The organism is Amycolatopsis sp. WAC 04197 (genome assembly GCF_003947475.1).
In the GTDB taxonomy this organism is placed as follows: domain Bacteria; phylum Actinomycetota; class Actinomycetes; order Mycobacteriales; family Pseudonocardiaceae; genus Amycolatopsis; species Amycolatopsis japonica.
This window is the reverse complement of the sequence record NZ_QHJK01000012.1, coordinates 94,420-109,711: the sequence shown is the minus strand read 5'-3', so window position 1 is coordinate 109,711 and position 15,292 is coordinate 94,420. Positions and strand designations below refer to the sequence as shown.

At 69.6% G+C, this 15,292-nt stretch carries 13 protein-coding genes; 5 read left to right on the top strand and 8 right to left on the bottom strand.

Annotated features, from left to right (window positions below; all coding sequences use genetic code 11):
• Nucleotides 1-2,691: an AAA family ATPase gene (locus tag DMC64_RS36740; protein ID WP_125737256.1), complete on the bottom strand. Its 2,691-nt coding sequence runs from the start codon at nucleotides 2,689-2,691 to the stop codon at nucleotides 1-3.
• 76 nt (nucleotides 2,692-2,767) lie between these two features.
• On the opposite strand from DMC64_RS36740, the gene DMC64_RS36735 reads away from it, so the two are divergent.
• The 4 genes from DMC64_RS36735 to DMC64_RS36720 all read left to right on the top strand — a co-directional run bounded on the left by DMC64_RS36735 (nucleotide 2,768) and on the right by DMC64_RS36720 (nucleotide 6,731).
• Nucleotides 2,768-4,132, top strand: a complete 1,365-nt coding sequence (locus tag DMC64_RS36735) for an MFS transporter (protein WP_233629945.1) — start codon at nucleotides 2,768-2,770, stop codon at nucleotides 4,130-4,132.
• Between the two features lie 25 nt (nucleotides 4,133-4,157).
• Nucleotides 4,158-5,009 (top strand): NmrA family NAD(P)-binding protein, encoded by an 852-nt coding sequence (locus tag DMC64_RS36730; RefSeq protein ID WP_125737255.1) that lies wholly within the window; start codon nucleotides 4,158-4,160, stop codon nucleotides 5,007-5,009.
• A gap of 35 nt (nucleotides 5,010-5,044) precedes the next feature.
• Complete coding sequence (locus DMC64_RS36725) at nucleotides 5,045-5,353, top strand: Dabb family protein (protein WP_233629944.1); 309 nt, start codon at nucleotides 5,045-5,047, stop codon at nucleotides 5,351-5,353.
• A 124-nt stretch (nucleotides 5,354-5,477) separates the two neighbouring features.
• Nucleotides 5,478-6,731 (top strand): HNH endonuclease signature motif containing protein, encoded by a 1,254-nt coding sequence (locus DMC64_RS36720; protein WP_125737254.1) that lies wholly within the window; start codon nucleotides 5,478-5,480, stop codon nucleotides 6,729-6,731.
• Nucleotides 6,732-6,809: 78 nt separating this feature from the next.
• Here the strand turns inward: DMC64_RS36720 and DMC64_RS36715 are convergent, their stop codons facing one another.
• Genes DMC64_RS36715 through DMC64_RS36705 form a run of 3 tightly spaced genes read right to left on the bottom strand, consistent with a single transcriptional unit; the run spans nucleotide 6,810 to nucleotide 10,801 of the window.
• Complete coding sequence (locus tag DMC64_RS36715; RefSeq protein WP_233629943.1) at nucleotides 6,810-7,352, bottom strand: GNAT family N-acetyltransferase; 543 nt, start codon at nucleotides 7,350-7,352, stop codon at nucleotides 6,810-6,812.
• 53 nt (nucleotides 7,353-7,405) lie between these two features.
• Complete coding sequence (locus tag DMC64_RS36710) at nucleotides 7,406-9,787, bottom strand: NB-ARC domain-containing protein (protein WP_125737253.1); 2,382 nt, start codon at nucleotides 9,785-9,787, stop codon at nucleotides 7,406-7,408.
• A 30-nt stretch (nucleotides 9,788-9,817) separates the two neighbouring features.
• Entirely contained in the window at nucleotides 9,818-10,801 is a 984-nt protein-coding gene (locus DMC64_RS36705; protein WP_125737252.1) for a YafY family protein, read from the bottom strand.
• 77 nt (nucleotides 10,802-10,878) lie between these two features.
• Between DMC64_RS36705 and DMC64_RS36700 the strand changes: the two genes are divergently transcribed.
• Nucleotides 10,879-11,217 carry a nuclear transport factor 2 family protein gene (locus tag DMC64_RS36700; RefSeq protein ID WP_125737337.1) on the top strand — a complete coding sequence of 113 codons (339 nt, stop codon included), beginning with the start codon at nucleotides 10,879-10,881 and terminating at the stop codon, nucleotides 11,215-11,217.
• A 52-nt stretch (nucleotides 11,218-11,269) separates the two neighbouring features.
• Here DMC64_RS36700 and DMC64_RS36695 read toward each other — a convergent pair whose 3' ends face one another.
• The 4 genes from DMC64_RS36695 to DMC64_RS36680 all read right to left on the bottom strand — a co-directional run bounded on the left by DMC64_RS36695 (nucleotide 11,270) and on the right by DMC64_RS36680 (nucleotide 15,187).
• Nucleotides 11,270-12,004, bottom strand: a complete 735-nt coding sequence (locus DMC64_RS36695) for a hypothetical protein (protein ID WP_125737336.1) — start codon at nucleotides 12,002-12,004, stop codon at nucleotides 11,270-11,272.
• Between the two features lie 314 nt (nucleotides 12,005-12,318).
• A complete protein-coding gene (locus DMC64_RS36690; protein ID WP_125737251.1) occupies nucleotides 12,319-13,716 on the bottom strand; it encodes an amino acid permease in 1,398 nt (465 codons plus the stop codon).
• A gap of 42 nt (nucleotides 13,717-13,758) precedes the next feature.
• Nucleotides 13,759-14,373, bottom strand: coding sequence for a DUF2238 domain-containing protein (locus DMC64_RS36685; protein WP_125737250.1), 615 nt, complete (start codon nucleotides 14,371-14,373; stop codon nucleotides 13,759-13,761).
• 34 nt (nucleotides 14,374-14,407) lie between these two features.
• Complete coding sequence (locus DMC64_RS36680; RefSeq protein ID WP_125737249.1) at nucleotides 14,408-15,187, bottom strand: isocitrate lyase/phosphoenolpyruvate mutase family protein; 780 nt, start codon at nucleotides 15,185-15,187, stop codon at nucleotides 14,408-14,410.
• Nucleotides 15,188-15,292: the final 105 nt, after the last annotated feature.

Here is a 15,292-nt window from a genome sequence, read left to right as displayed (position 1 = left end):
TCAAGAAGCGGCCCCCGCGTCGAGGAGATCGGGCATACCCTTCAGCTGCCTGCGCGAGGTGATGCCGAGCTTGCGGAAGATGTTGCGCAGGTGGGCGTCCACCGTGCGGGGGCTGAGGAACAGGCGCGTGGCCACCTCCTTCGACGTCGCGCCCGCGGCGACCTGGCGCGCGATATGCGTCTCCTGCATGGTCAGGTGGTCGTAGGAATGCCCGGTGCGGCTGCGGGCGACCTCCCCGGTCGCCCGCAGCTCGTCGGCGGCCCGCCGGGTGAACGCCTCCAGGCCGATGTCCGACAGCCGTTCGTGCGCGGTGCGCAGGTGTTCGCGTGCCTCGCGACGGCGGCCCTCGCGGCGCAGCCACTCGCCGTACCGCAGGCGCGCCCGCGCGAGATGTACCGAGAGCGGGCCGTTTTCCAGCTGCCCCAACGCTTCCAGGTGATCGGCCTCCGCGTCGCTGACCAACGCCCGCGCGGCCGCCGCGATCCCGAGGGCGAACGCGGTTCCGGCGGGTTCCGTGCGTTCGGTCAAGGAGTCCAGCGCCGACCGGGCGACGGCGTGCTCCCCGCACCGGACCGCGGCCTCCACGAGCTCGGGCAGCGCGATGCCGGCGAGGAAGAGATCACCGCTCGCCACGGCACGCGTCGCCGCGTCCAGCGCGGCCGGATACTCGGCGAGACCGTTGTACAGCACGGCCGTGGCCCAGTGGGCGTTCGCGGTCAGCTGGCCGCTGCCCCGCGTCGTCGCCTCGGCGAACAGGTCGAGCACTTCCTCACGACGGCCGCGCAGGGCCGCCAGATGCACTCGCGGGTAGAGCTGCGGCGCGTCGCCGACGGCGTCCGCGATCGCCTCCTCTTCCGCGATCGCGTCCATCGCCCGGCCGAAATTCCCGGTGAGCACCGCGTGCAGCGCCACCTGGGACAGACCGAGCCGGATGGTCATCGGCGATCCGGTGTCGCGCCCGGTCCGCACGAGCCAGTCGACGATCGTCGCGTGCAGCTCGATGTCCCACAGCTCGCCCGCGAGCACGGTGGCCAAGGCGGGAGTTCTGGTCCAGCCGGCGTCGTCGCCGGTGAGGACCCGGCGAAGCGCGGGCACACCGGCCTGGTGTCCCTCGGTGGTCAGCCGTACGAGCGCGTCGAGGAGGTCCGGCGGCCCCGGAGGCGCCGAGCGCGCCGCGTCGAGGACGCGGTCCAGCACTCCCGCGGCCCTGCCGACGACGAGCCCCATTTCCAGTGCCGCGACGAAGAACTCGCGCGATCGCCCCGGATCGACGGCGGCGAGCCGTTGCGCCGCCCGCAAAATGAGCTCCGGCCCCCGCACGGCGCCCTCCGCGCCTTGGGCGAACGCGATCCGCCCGCGCAGCAGGTCGACGGACGCGTGCTGCGGCACGTCCAAGGTCTCCGTGTCGACGCTGGCCAGCAGATCCGCCGCCGCCTCCGTCCCGCCCGCTTCGAGCGTCGTCCGCGCGGCCGCGAGGGTGCGCTCGGTCTGCTTGGCGGGATCGAGCGAAAGCGCCGCCGCCCGTTCGAGGAACGCGGCGGCGGCCGCCACACCACCGCGCGCCTGCGCCCGCGACGCCGACAGCTCCAGCTCCGCCGCGACCTCCTCGTCCGGTCCGGTGGTGGCCTGCGCGCGGTGCCAGGCCCGCCGGTCCCCGGCGGTTTCCGCGTCGGTGACCTCGGCCAGCGCCCGATGCGCGGTATGGCGCTGCTCCGGCTCGGCCGCGCGGTACGCGGCGGACCGCGCCAGCGGATGGCAGAAGCGCGCCCGTGTGTCGAACCGGATCAGCCCGGACGCCTCGGCGGCGGCGCTCGCGGCGGGCACGTCGATCTCCAGCCGCCCCGCGGCCGCCCACAGCAGACCGGGATCGCCGGTGGGATCGGCGCTCGCGAGGATCAACAGCCTCCGCGCGTCCACGGGCAGCTCCGCCATCCTGGCCAGGAAACTGCGTTCGATCCGGTTCGCGACCGGCGACGGCTCCGGCGGCGCGAAGCCACCCGCTTTCGGCAGTTCGATCAGGGCGAGCGGGTTGCCGCGTGCCTCGGCGAGCAGGCGGTCACGCACCCGCTCGTCCAGTGTCACGGTCTTCTCCGCGGCCAGCAAGGCGCGCGCGTGCGCGTCGGTCAGGCCGCCGACCGTCAGGCCGGGCAGCTCGTCCAGGCCGCGGACCGGATCCCGGTCGCGGGCGGCGAACACCATCGCGATCGGCTCGGCCGCGATCCGCCTCGCCAGGAACGTCAACGCCCTCGCCGACGCGGTGTCCAGCCAATGCGCGTCGTCGACCAGGCACAGCATCGGACGCGTCCCGGCGGCCGTCGACAGCAGTTCGAGCGCGGCGAGGCCGACCCGGAACGGGTCCGGCGCGCCGTCGGCCAGTCCGAAGGCGACGAGGAGGGACTCGCGGTACGGCGCCGACAGCGTGTCGAGATGCGCCAGCGCCGGAACGCACAGCTGATGCAGAGCCGCGAACGGCAGTTCTCCCTCGAACTCCGACCCGGACGCGCGGATGAGCTGGAATTCCCCGGCGGCCGCCTGCTCGACGTGGTCGAGCAGCGCGCTCTTGCCGATCCCCGGCTCACCACGGAGGACGAGCACCCCGCCCTCGCCCCGGCCGGCCGCGTGGATCAGGGCGAGGAGGCGATCGATCTCGTCGCGCCTGCCGACGAGCGGACGGGACGAGATCGTGGGCATGGCCTGAACCCTAGCGAGACGAACTAGGTGATTGTCGCCGACGCGAGCGGAGGCGGGCCCGCGCGATCGTTGCGGCATGACAGTACGAGAGACGAAACGGATCTGGCGCGGGATGGCGATGGCCGGTCTGGCGAGCGCCATGTTCCTGGTCATCCTCGATGCCGCGATGGTCAACCTGGCCGGATCCAGGATCCGGCAGGGTCTCGGACTCAGCGCCGCCGAGCTCACCGTGGTGGTGGACAGCTACCTGGTGACCTTCGCCGGTCTGCTGCTGCTCGGAGGCCGTCTCGCCGACGTGCTCGGGGCCAGGAAGGTGTTCCTGGCCGGGATGACGGGCTATCTCGCGGCGACCGCCTTCTGCGCGCTGGCCACCGGCGGCGGGATGCTGATCGCCGGGCGGATCGGGCAGGGGATCGGGGCCGCGGTCCTGATGCCCGCCGCGCTGTCGCTCGTGCTCGGCCTCTACCCGTCGCCCGCGGAACGCACCCGGGCGATGGGGATCTGGGGCGCGGTCGCGGGGGCGGGCAGCCTCGCCGGCGTCTTCCTCGGCGGAACGCTCACCGAACTGCTCGGCTGGCAGGCGGTATTCGTGACGCCGGTGCCGTTCGGTGTCCTCGGCGCGGTGGTCGTGTGGCGCGCGGTGGCGCCGGTGCCCGGCAGGCCGGGCCGGTTCGACGCGCTGGGCGCCGTCACGATCACCATCGGGATCTCCGGGCTCGCGCTGGGCATGGTCTCCGCCTCGGACGCCGGCTGGACCGCGCCCGGCACGGTCGCCGGGCGCGCCGCGGGTCTCGTTTCGCTGGCGGCGTTCGTGGTCGTCGAGCGGCGTTCCGCGCGGCCACTGGTCCCGCTGGGGGTGTTCCGCCGGAAGCCGGTGGTCACCGCGAATCTGGTGATGGTGCTGATCGGCGGCACCCTGACGAGCCTGTTCTTCTTCCTGCCCCAGTATCAGCAGGACGTGCTCGGGATGAGCCCGCTGGCGACCGGGATGACCCAGCTCCCGCTCGCCGTCATGATCATCGTCGGCAGTGTCCTCGCGCCGATACTGGCGAAACGCGTCGGACCCGGCCGCGCGCTCCCGACAGCTCTCACCGTCCTGCTCGCCGGTTTCCTGTGGCTGGCTTGGGATCCGACGACCAGTGGCTTCTCGGTCAGCTTGCTGGGCGCGTTCCTGCTGATCGGCACCGGACTCGGGCTGGGCGCCGTCAACGCCACCGCGATGGCGGTCCGCGACAGCGCGGACGGCGAGGCGGGGCTGCTCAGCGGACTGGTCAACGCCGCGCAGCAACTGGGCGGCGCGGTCGGCCTCGCCGCACTCGCCGGAATCGCCATCGGCGCCGCCGGAACCCACGGCGACATCTCGTTCACGACCGCTTTCCTCGGCGAGGCAGCCTTCGTCGTCATCGCCCTCGCGGTGTCGCTCGCCTCCGCCAAACGTTGATCTCGACCGGAAAGGACACTCCACAATGGACACCGTGTTGGTGACCGGCGCGACCGGAACCATCGGCTCCGCCTTGATCCCCGCCCTTCGAGCTCGCGGAGTCGCCGTCCGCGCCATGACCCGGGACCCGGGCCGCTCCGTTCCCGGCGCCGAAACCGTCGTCGCCGACCTGGGCGACCCGGAATCCGTCGCCGCGGCACTGAAAGGCGTCGCCGCGGCATTTCTCAACAGCCCATCCGCGGCCGACGCCGCCGCACACCAGATCCGGTTCGCCGACCTGGCCCGCGACGCCGGCGTCAACCGGCTCGTGCTGCTCTCGCAGTACGCGGCGAACGCCGACTCGCCGGTGCGATTCCTGCGCTGGCACGCCGAAGTCGAGGAATACGTCGGAAAACTCGGGATCGAGCACACCGTGCTGCGCCCCAACCTGTACCTGCAGGCGCTGCTCGCCTTCTCCCGCACCATCGCGCAGGGCTTCATCGCCGCACCCATCGGCGACGCCGCCGTCAGCGCGATCGACACCAGGGACATCGCGGACTCCGCCGCGGTCGTGCTCACCGATCCGGGGCACGCGGGAAGGACCTACACGCTGACCGGCCCGCGCGCCGTGACCCACACCGAGATCGCCCACGCGCTTTCCGCGGTTCTGGGCCGGAGCGTCGTCTTCCACGACACGTCCGCCGACCAGTTCGCCGCCGCGCTGAGCGGTCTGCTCCCGCCGTGGCAGCTCGACGGCCTCATCGAGGACTACGCCCACTACGCCCGAGGCGAAGCCGCCGAAGTGCACACGTCCGTCGCCGACCTGACCGGACACCCCGCGCGTGACGTCACCGATTTCGCCCGCGACCACGCCGCCGCCTTCGAGGCCGCCCGATGATCTACCACTGCATCCGGTTCACGCTCAAGCCCGGAGTGTCCGAAGAAGAAAAAGCGGCGGGGCTCGCGCAAATGGGCGAACACGTCAACGCGATTCCCGCGATCAAGGCACGCGTCGTCGGCCCCGATTTCGGCGGGGAATTCGACTACGGCGCGGTCACCGTGCTCGAAGACATCGAGGGGTACGAGCAGTACATGAATCACCCGGCGCATCTCGCGATGGACCGGATGTGGCGGAGTTGGTTGCTGGGCTTGGGGAGTACACCGGCAGTGCGGCGCCTGGGAGTTGCCGATTCATCATTTAGTCGACTAACCGCGTGGACCTCTTCGCATTTAGTCGACTAAATGCGAGTCGCTCAGGGTGATGCGGCGTTGGCGACTGTTTCACCCTTCAGTGTTGTCGGTGCGAGTTGGCCTGTTGCTTAAAATTACGAACGCGTGTTCGATGGATTTGCGCTATTATGGAGTTGTGTCCGAGACCTTCCTTCCCGAGTTGCCGCAGGAACTGTGGCGCGCCGGCAAGCTGGAGCTTGCCCATGGCGTGCAGCACGCTTTGCAGGTGATCCGGATCGCGACCGCTTGTCTGGGGCAGTTCCTGGCGGAGATCGAGTCTCGTGGCGTCAAAGACTTGTACGGGCATGGGAGTACGGCGAGCTGGTTCGCGGATCTGGCGGGGCTGTCGCGTGGCGAAGCGGGTGCGGTGGTGAAGCGGGCGCTCGCCCTGAATCCCACCCGCGCTCTGGATGGCACGGAAGTTCCGCCTGTCGCACCGGCGACTGCCGCGGTCGCGGCTCAGGGGTTGGTCGGGGATGAGCGGATCGATCAGATTCTGGAGATCTTGAAGAACCTCCCTGCCGATACTTCTGCCGAGGATCGGGAGAGTGCGGAGAAGATCCTCGCTGACCTTGCTCCGAACGCCGGTCCCCGCCAACTCGCTAACGCCGAAGCGAAGCTGCAGGGCTGGCTCAACCCTGACGGCAACGAACCCAAAGCCCCCGAACCGAAAGAACCACGCCGCGAGATCACCTTGGAGCGCCGCAAGGACGGGTTCTGGAAACTGACCGGTCTGCTCGACGACGAGACCGGGGCCCGGACCGCGGCCGCGTTGGAGGCGCATGCGCAGCCGCGGCCGGTGGACGAGTTCGGCCAGGCGGACTTGCGGATGAAGTGCGAGCGCATGGGAGACGCCTGGGCCGAACTGCTCGATCTGGCCATCGCCTGCCCGGACCAGCCGGGGACCAGCGGCTACCGCACCTTGGTGCATGTCACCATCGGACTCGAGGAACTGAAGTCCGGCCTCGGCACCGCCTGTCTCGACTTTGTGGGGACGATGACGGCGCGAGAAGCCCGACTCGCCGCCTGCGACTGCCTCATGTTGCCGGTCGTGATGGGTGCCTCGGGTGAGCCGCTGGATATGGGGCGGCTGAGACGATTTGTCACCCCCGGGCAGCGGCGTGCGTTGAACATTCGCGACGGGGGCTGCGCCTTCCCCGGCTGCCACCGGAAACCCAAGAACTGCCATGCTCATCATATTGAGCACTGGGCAGATGGCGGTCCGACCGATCTTCGGAATCTGGTACTGCTCTGCGGCTTCCATCATCGGCTGATTCATCACGGTGATTGGGAAGTCCGGATGGCGGCCGATGGGTTACCGGAGTTCATCCCACCCCAGTATCGAGATCCGCTCCGACAACCCCGCCGCAACACCCTGCACCACGTCTGACCACCGAGGTGCCCGCCAGCCACCCAGGCGACGGGCCCCTCGGCATGCCCGCAGTCGGTCACTGAGCCTTTAGGTCGCTCATGGCGTTCCGGGAGAATGCTCCGAGCGGAGCAGACCGTAGACGAGCACATCGACATACTCGCCGTGGTAGAAGGATCTGCCGCGCATGACCCCTTCCCGGCGGAACCCCAGGCGTTCGAGGGCTTTCTGCTCGCCGAGGTTACCGCCATTGGTGAGGGCTTCGATTCTGTTCGCGGTCGTGCGGCCGAACAGGTAGTCCACGAGCAACTTCTGCGCCGCCGTGCCCACCCCCTGTCCACGATGCTCGGGTAGCACCCCCACGCCGATCTCGTAGGTGACACCCAAGGGGAAGCCGCGGGGCTTCCAGGAGACGATACCGACAACCGTGTCGTCGGCCCGCGCGATCGCGACCGACGCGGACTCGGCGGAGATGTACCCGTCGAGCTCCCATCGCTTGCGGCGTGCCCTCGGATCACCGAATCCGGGCCACTCGAACTCGCCGAGCGCATCGGGATCCGTGCAGAGACGGTCGAGAAAGGCGAGGTCGGCCTCGGTGAACGCCCTCAAGTGGACTGTGTCCGGGCGGTTCGCTGGAATCATGAAGGCCAGTATCGCGCCCGGAACACCATTCGTCAGGCAGCCTTTGAAAGGGCTCACTGTGTGGGTTTCGGGACATCTGACGTCCCAAAGTCGAGACCACGCGCGCGTTCCCGGTCCGCGTGTGCCAACGCCGGATCGCCGCTCTCGTCGGCCAGCGCCGCTCGTTCGACGAGCGTTTCGATCTGGGCCTGTGTCAGCCCGATGCGTTCGTAGAGCTGCTCGGCCTCGGACAGGCGGCGGTGAGCGTTCGCGTGGTCGCCCTGACGGCGCAGGAGCCGTCCCGTCTCCTGCAGCGCGCGGGCCTGGCCCATGGCCGCCCCGTGCTTGCGGAACAGGGCGAGCGCCGTTTCGCATTGGGTGAGTGCCCGATCGGGTGCGTCGAGCGCGGCCAGGTTCCGCGCCGACCGCAGCAGCACGTACGCGTAGTTGGTGTCGTCCACCGGGGTCCGCGTGCCGCCGTGCTCCTGCGCGAAGTAGCGGACACAGACGTCGAACTCCTCGGCGGCGTCGGCGAACCGGCCGTTCCGGTACCAGTACGAAGCCCGCATCGTCCGCGCCACATGGACTCCGAGCGGGTAGCCGGCCTCTTCGAACAGACGCGCCGCCTCGTCGAAGAGCTTCGGTGACGTCGTGGCGTCGGCGTCGCGGGCGTGGGCGCTCGTCAGGTACACCCGCGCCCAGCCCTGTTCGCGCCGGTCGCCCGCCTCCACCGCGGCGTCCCACGCCAGCCGGGCCATCCGGATCGACTCCTCCGCCCGGTCGCGCAGCGAAGCCTGCACCCAGGACAGATAGTTCCGGTGCACCGCCTCGTCCCGTTTGCTGCCGAGCGCGATGGCCGAGTTCACCGCGAGCCCGAACACGTCGTACCAGACGCTCGCGGTACCACCGATCTCCGAATACCAGTGCATCGACTCGGCGAGGTCGAGGACCGGCCGGTGGTCACCGCGCGCGGCGACGCTTTTGACCGCGGCGAGCCAGTTCTTCAGCTCGGCTTCGAGCCATCTGCCCGCGCCGGTGTGGTCACCGAACGACGGTGTGGCGACCGGGAGCGGGCTGACCCCGTCGGTCGGGTGGAAGTAGCGGCCCGCCGCCGTCGCGGTGCGCACCAGCCAGTCCGTCAGCCGCTTTTCCGCCGCTGCGGCGACTTCGGGGGATTCCTCCCGGGCGAGCCGTTCGGTCGCGAAGACCCGCAGGAGGTCGTGGAACTGGTATCGCCCGTTCTCCTGAGACGTCTGCAGCAGGCTCGCGTCGGCCAGTTCCTCCAGGAAGACGGCGGCGTCGTCCTCGTCGGAAGCTTCGACGAGCGTCATCGCGGCACCCACTGGGAAATCCGCGGCCGGGACGAGGGACAGCCGCCGGAACATCGCGGCGGCGTTCGGGCTGAGCTGGCGGTACGACAGTTCGAACACACTGCGCACGCAGAGATCGCCGGCGGTCAGGGTGGTCAGCCGACGGCCGCGGTCGCGGAGCTGGTCCACCAGACGCGACAGCGGCCACGTCGGACGGCTCGCCAGCCGGTTGCCCGCGATCCGCAGCGCCAGCGGCAGCCTGCCGCACAGTTCGACCAGTTCGAGTGCCGCTCGCCGTTCGCGCGCGACGCGGTCCGCCCCGATAATCGCCGACAGCAGGGAGACGGCGTCGTGCTCGCCGAAGACGTCGAGAGGGAGCCTGCTCGCGCATTCCAGGCCCACCAGCATCTGACGGCCGGTGACCAGGGTGAGACATCGCGGCCCGCCGACCAGCAGCGGGCGGACCTGGGCTTCGTCGGCCGCGTCGTCCAAGACGATCAGGACGGCCCGATCCCGCAGGAGCGACCGGCACAGGCCCGCCCGGTCTTCCGGATCGGCGGGGATGCGCACGGCGTCGACACCCAGCGAACGCAGGATCAGATGCAGCACGTCCGCCGGGTTCGCCGGGTCGGCGGACATACCGCGCAGCTTCAGGAAAAGCCTGCCGTCGGGGAACTCCTCGGCGAGGTTGTGCGCCACGCGGACCGCGAGGGTGGTCTTGCCGGTCCCGGGCGGTCCGCTCAGGATCGCGACCCGCCCGGCCCGGCGCCGTCCGTCGCACAGATCCGCGGAGAGGGCGCGCAGCGCGTCGAGATCGCTCTCGCGTCCGGTGAGGTCGTCGACGTCCGCCGGGAGGACGCCGATCAGGTGCGTCTTGGGGATACCGGGGGAGGGGGTCCGGCCCCGCCTCGCGGCCTTCTGCAGGCCGGTCAGTTCTTCGTCGGTCAAGGACAGCGGTGCGGCGAGTGCTTCGATCGTCCGGCGTTGCGGGCTTTTCGCGATCCCCCGCTCCATGTCGCTGATCGCGCGGACGCTCACCCCGGACCCCTCGGCGAGCTCCTCCTGCGTGAGGTCGGCGCGGACGCGGTAACCCTTCAGCAGCACGCGGAAACTCGTGGCTGCCCGGCCAGGGGCGGCGTTCGTCATGATCGGATTATCCCGTCCCGACCTGCGGCCTCAACTTGACTTTTGTCTCACGGGATAGCGGGCCGTGATCGCCGCCGCCCTGTCCCGCAAGGAATCGCGTAACCAAGGCGGGGCAAGGGCTTCCGCTTCCGCAGCGAGGTTCCACAGCGCCCATTCGGCGTGCCGCGCGTCCTGGAACGTCACCTCCAGCCTCAGCGTGCCGTCCTCCTCGGTCTCCTCCGCGAGGACGGCCAGCGCGGTGCCCACCAGCTGGTCCCGCCGTGCCGGATCCACCCGCACCTCGACCGCGACCTGATCCCCGCCGGTCCGGAACCTCGTACTGCGTTCCTGCCAGGTCCGGTCCAGATCGACGCGCTCCGGTCGTTCCGCGGGTTCCGGGAGTTCCTCGGCGGCCCGCAGCCGGGACAGCCGGTAAGTACGGTCCTCGCCTGCCCTCGTGGCCAGCAGATAACCCTGATCCCGGACGGTGACCAGCCCGATCGGGTCCACCGTGCGCCAGCGCGCCGCCTGACCCGAGGCCGCGTAATGAATGCGCAGCTTGTGCCCGGAGAACACCGCGCGCCGGACCTCGGCGACGATGGCGTCGGACACCTCCTCGCCGGCCACCCGGCGCGAGAGGAGATCGGTCTCCGGGTCGACGAGCAGGCGCCGGGCCGCGCCCGCCGCGGTGTCCCGCTGGCCCTCAGGCAGCGCGTCGATCACCTTGAGCATGGCCGACGCGAGCGCGGAACCGAGGCCGAACGCCTGCGCGCCGCGCCGCGAACCCGCGATCAGCAGCGCGAGTGCCTCGTCGTGGTTCAGCCCGGTGAGTTCCGTCTGGAAACCGGGCAGCAGCGCGAAACCGCCGTGCCTGCCGCGTTCGGCGTACACCGGGACACCCGCCGCCGACAACGCCTCGATGTCGCGCAGCACGGTGCGGGTGGAGACCTCCAGCTCGCGGGCGAGCGTGGTCGCGGACAGCCTGCCCCGATGACGCAACAGCAACACCAGGGAGACCAGCCGGTCGGCGCGCATGTGAAAACTCTAACGGAATACACGACACAGGATGTCGTGTATTCGTTGCGAAGCTCATCCCCATGACAAGCAGGACTGTGGCCACTGAGCCGAACGATCTGGGCAGGTTCTTCATCGAACGAGGCAACGCGGGCGATGTCGACGGGCTGGTGGCGTTGTACGAACCGGACGCGGTGCTGGCGTTCCCGCCGGGCAACGTCGCGACCGGGCACACGGAGATCCGCAAGGTGTACGAGGAGTTCGTCGCGGCCGCGCCGGAACTCCTGCCGGGAAGGCAGCACCCGGCGCTGGTGAGCGGGGACCTCGCGCTCACCGCGTCCACGCTGACCACCGGTGAGATGACCGTCGAGGTCGCCCGCCGTCAGCCGGACGGCTCCTGGCTGTGGGCGCTGGACCAGCCGGTGTTCGTGCCGTGACGCCGGCGGCTCGCCGGTGACGGGTCCCGTCACCGGCGAGCCGGGTACGGCGTCAGACCGTGCAGTTCCTGGCCGTGCCGGTGTTCACCTTGGCGCCGGTGAACTCCTCGATGATCGCGATGTTCTCGGGGGCGTAGTTCTTGGCGACGATCTTGGCCACGTCCGCACTGCCGAGTTTGGCGGCATGGGGCGCGGATTGATCCAGCCAGTAGGCCGTCCGAAGGAACTCGATGAGCACGAATTCGCGTAATTCGGACTGTGCCTTGATCTTGGCCCAGTAATCGGGATGCTTCGTCTTGGCGACGCGCAGGTACAGCTGGAGGTAGCGCATGTTCGTCGCCGCGATGTCGCGGGAATTGCTCGCGCCGACTCCTTGGATGTACTCGGCGACGACGGTCGCCGCGGGCAATCCCATGAGCCCGGCGTTGAGTTCCGCGATGACCCCTTGGATCCGGTACGACCCCTGCTGCTGGTCGCGCAGGTAGATGTCGTCCATCGACCGCGTGAGATCGTCCGTGATCAGCGGGAGTATTTCGCGACGCGGGAATCCGCCGTGGATCGGGACCTTCGTCGCCTTGCGGGAAGCGTCGATCCAGGCGGAGACATAGACGTCCCACGAGGTTCTCGAAGGATCCAGATCCCACATGTGGGTCTCTTCGTGGATCGCCACCATCAGGGACTCGGCGAGCGCGTTGAAGCTGGTCTTGTTCACGAACTGGCTGAAGTACTTGTCCTTGGCCTGGGCGGTCGCGAGGCCTTCGCCGCTGGGCCAGCGCCGCTTGTACACGGCCTGGATCGTCTGAAGCCACTTCGTGGACTGGAAACCGGCCTTTATGTCACTCACATCGGCTTTCGGCTGGACGGGTTCTTCATAACAGAAGGGGGCCGCCGTCTCTTGCGCGGCGGCGGACACGGGGAATGGGGAGAGGGACAGGACGAGGCACGCGGTCAGCACGGTAATGCGATTTCGGCGCATGAATTCCTCGGTTCACGGTAGGGTTTTCCGTGGTCGGACGGAAGTGTCCCCTATCGATCACCGTCACTTCAATGATCGGGCCCGTACTGCGGCTGGACAGGCTAGGAATTATGGCGGCGAACGGGCTATTCCGCGGCCAGCCGGGATCGGCGCATGCTGTAACCGAAGTAGATCAGCAGGCCGAGCGCCATCCAGCCGGCGAAGACGATCCAGGTGGCGCCGTCGAGGCTGAGCATCATGTAGCCGCAGCACAGCACCCCGAGGACCGGCGTGACGGGGGAGAACGGCACCCGGAACGAGCGCGGTGCCTCCGGCTGCCGCCGTCGCAGCAGCAGGACTGCGACGTTCACCAGCCCGAAGGCGAAGAGCGTGCCGATGCTGGTGGCGTCGGCCAGCTTCCCGAGCGGGATGAACGCGGCCAGCGCCGCGACGAAACCGGAGACCACGAGTGTGTTGATCCGGGGCGTGCCGCTCTTGGGGTCCACTTTGGACAGCGCGGCGGGCACCAGGCCGTCGCGCGACATGGAGAACAGGATGCGTGTCTGTCCGTAGAGGACGGTCAGCACCACACTGGAGATCGCCACGATCGCGCCGACGGCGAGCAGCCCGGCCCACAACGGGTTGTCCGCCACGACGCCGAGCACATGCGAGAGCGCGGCCTCCTGGCCGTCGAACTCCTGCCACGGCAACGCGCCGACCGCGGCCACGGCGACCAGGCAGTACAGGACGGTGACGATGGCGAGCGAGAGCAGGATCGCCCGAGGCAGGTCGCGCTGCGGGTTCTTCGCCTCCTCGCCTGCCGTGGAGGCGGCGTCGAAACCGATGTAGGAGAAGAAGAGTTTCGCGGCACCCGCGCTCAGCCCGGCCAGGCCGAGCGGCAGGAACGGGGTGAAGTTCGCCGCCCGCACCGCCGAGAACGCGATCGCGCAGAACAGCACCAGCGTGCCGACCTTGATCACGACCATGATCGCGTTGGCCCGCGCGCTCTCCTTCGCGCCCGACAGCAACAGGAACATGGCGAGCAGCACGACGACGATGGCCGGGACGTTGACGATCCCGCCCGACCCCGGCGGCTGGCTCAACGCGTCGGGGATGGCGAACCCGAACGTCAGCCGCAGCAGTTCGTTGAGGTACTGCCCCCAGCCGACGGCGACCGACGCCACCGAGACGCCGTACTCGAGCACCAGACACCAGCCGCAGACCCAAGCGACCAGCTCGCCGAGCGTGGCGTACGCGTAGGAGTAGGACGAACCGGACACCGGGATCATCCCGGCCAGTTCGGCGTAGGAGAGCGCCGAGAACAGCGCGGTGACACCGGCCAGCACGAACGACAGCACGACCGCGGGACCCGCGACGGGAACCGCCTCACCGAGTACGACGAAGATCCCGCTGCCCAGCGTCGCGCCGATGCTGAGCATGGTCAGCTGCCCGAGGCCGAGGGAGCGCTTCAGCGTGCCGTGACCACTTTCGGTGATCAGGTCGGCGACCGGTTTACGCCGCACCGCCGCGGCTCGCAAATTCATGACGACGACCGTATCTGCCGCTTCGGAAGCCTCCGGGCCCGGCTATCGCCCGTCGAGCTGCCGGTCGTGCGTCCGGCGCCAGACCAGCAAGGACACCACCGCGCCGCACAGGCAGAGGAACATGTCCCACTGGGTGTCCCAGACATCCCCTTGGGTGCCCAGGAAGTCGTCCGCGCCCGAACCGGCGAGGAGTGCGCTGGACCACTCCACGAATTCGAAGCCGGCGGCGATCGACAGGCAGACACAGACGGTCAGGAACGCGACCCAGCCGCCGGGGCGCAGTGGCGTCCGTCGCAGCAGCACCTCGCGGACGGCGATCGCGGGGACGAAACCCTGGACGAAGTGGGCGAACCGGTCGTAGTTGTTCCGCTGAGTGCCCATCCAGGCCTGGAACCACTCCCCGGCCGGCGTCTCGGCGTAGGTGTACTGCCCGCCGTAACACAGCACGAACGCGTGCAGCACCAGCAGCCAGCACAGCAAACGGGTCAAGGGAAAGCGTTTGCGCAGCGCCACCACCAGCGGCAACCCGATCATCACCCAGACGACTTCCAGCAGCCACGTGCCGGGGGATTTCGCCTGGACGCCGGTCACCACGAGTGCCGCGAGCACCGCGCCTGCCAGCAGGGTCCCTTCCGTCCGGCCGACACCGCGCACCATGGAAGGGACCCTACTTCGACGGACTCCGGCCCGCTCAGTTCAGCTTGCGCATGTCGGCGGGCAGACCGCCGCCGGCGTAGACGTCCTCGGTGAGCTTCGCCAGCGCGGTGAGCGCGACGTTCTGGCTGAACGGCCCGTAGGACACGCGGGAGACGCCGAGCTTCTGCGCGGTCGCCAGCGGGATCGAGCCCGGGACGCCGATCAGGTTCACCTTGCGCTCGCCCAGCGCCTCGACCAGCCTGCCGACCTGGCTCTCGTCGAGCTTGCCGGGCACGAAGACGTTCGACGCGCCCGCGTCCAGGTACGCGCGGCCACGGGCGATCGCGTCGGCCAGCACTTCTTCGGGGTCACGGTCGCCCGCCCGGAGGAAGGCGTCGGTGCGGGCGTTGAGCACGAAGTCGACACCGGAGGACTGGGCGGCGGCGACCGCGGCCTCGACGGCCTTGACGGATTCGGCCAGCGGTTTCATCTGGTCTTCGAGGTTGCAGCCGACCGCGCCGACCTCGATCGCGCGGGCGACCGTACCGCCCGGGTCGCCGTAGCCGGCTTCCAGGTCGGCGGTGACCGGCAGATCGCCCGCCACCCGGACGATCAGGGCCACCTCGGAGATCATCTCGTCGCGGGGGATCACCTCGCCGTCGGGATAGCCGCGGGCGGCGGCGATACCGTGGCTCGGCGTGGCGAGCGCCTGGGTGCCAGGGGTTTCGGCGACGACCTTCGCGGTGATCGCGTCCCAGACGTTGACGACGAGCAGCAGCTCGGGGGCGGCGTGCAACTCCTGCAGCCGCGTGGCCTTCTCGGCGGTGGAAACCATGCCTCCAATCTAGAGGTTGCACCCGGATCACGACGAGGAGATGAGTGCGCCAAACCTGTTACGCCCTGGGCCGAGGCCACGACTGGGAGGCATAGCACGTTCGAG

What these genes read in the sequence shown, in the direction of transcription:
- DMC64_RS36740 (WP_125737256.1), bottom strand. Translation starts at nt 2,691, where the DNA reads ATGCCCACGATCTCGTCCCGTCCGCTCGTCGGCAGGCGCGACGAGATC.
- DMC64_RS36735 (WP_233629945.1), top strand. Translation starts at nt 2,768, where the DNA reads ATGACAGTACGAGAGACGAAACGGATCTGGCGCGGGATGGCGATGGCC.
- DMC64_RS36730 (WP_125737255.1), top strand. Translation starts at nt 4,158, where the DNA reads ATGGACACCGTGTTGGTGACCGGCGCGACCGGAACCATCGGCTCCGCC.
- DMC64_RS36715 (WP_233629943.1), bottom strand. Translation starts at nt 7,352, where the DNA reads ATGATTCCAGCGAACCGCCCGGACACAGTCCACTTGAGGGCGTTCACC.
- DMC64_RS36710 (WP_125737253.1), bottom strand. Translation starts at nt 9,787, where the DNA reads ATGACGAACGCCGCCCCTGGCCGGGCAGCCACGAGTTTCCGCGTGCTG.
- DMC64_RS36705 (WP_125737252.1), bottom strand. Translation starts at nt 10,801, where the DNA reads ATGCGCGCCGACCGGCTGGTCTCCCTGGTGTTGCTGTTGCGTCATCGG.
- DMC64_RS36690 (WP_125737251.1), bottom strand. Translation starts at nt 13,716, where the DNA reads ATGAATTTGCGAGCCGCGGCGGTGCGGCGTAAACCGGTCGCCGACCTG.
- DMC64_RS36685 (WP_125737250.1), bottom strand. Translation starts at nt 14,373, where the DNA reads ATGGTGCGCGGTGTCGGCCGGACGGAAGGGACCCTGCTGGCAGGCGCG.
- DMC64_RS36680 (WP_125737249.1), bottom strand. Translation starts at nt 15,187, where the DNA reads ATGGTTTCCACCGCCGAGAAGGCCACGCGGCTGCAGGAGTTGCACGCC.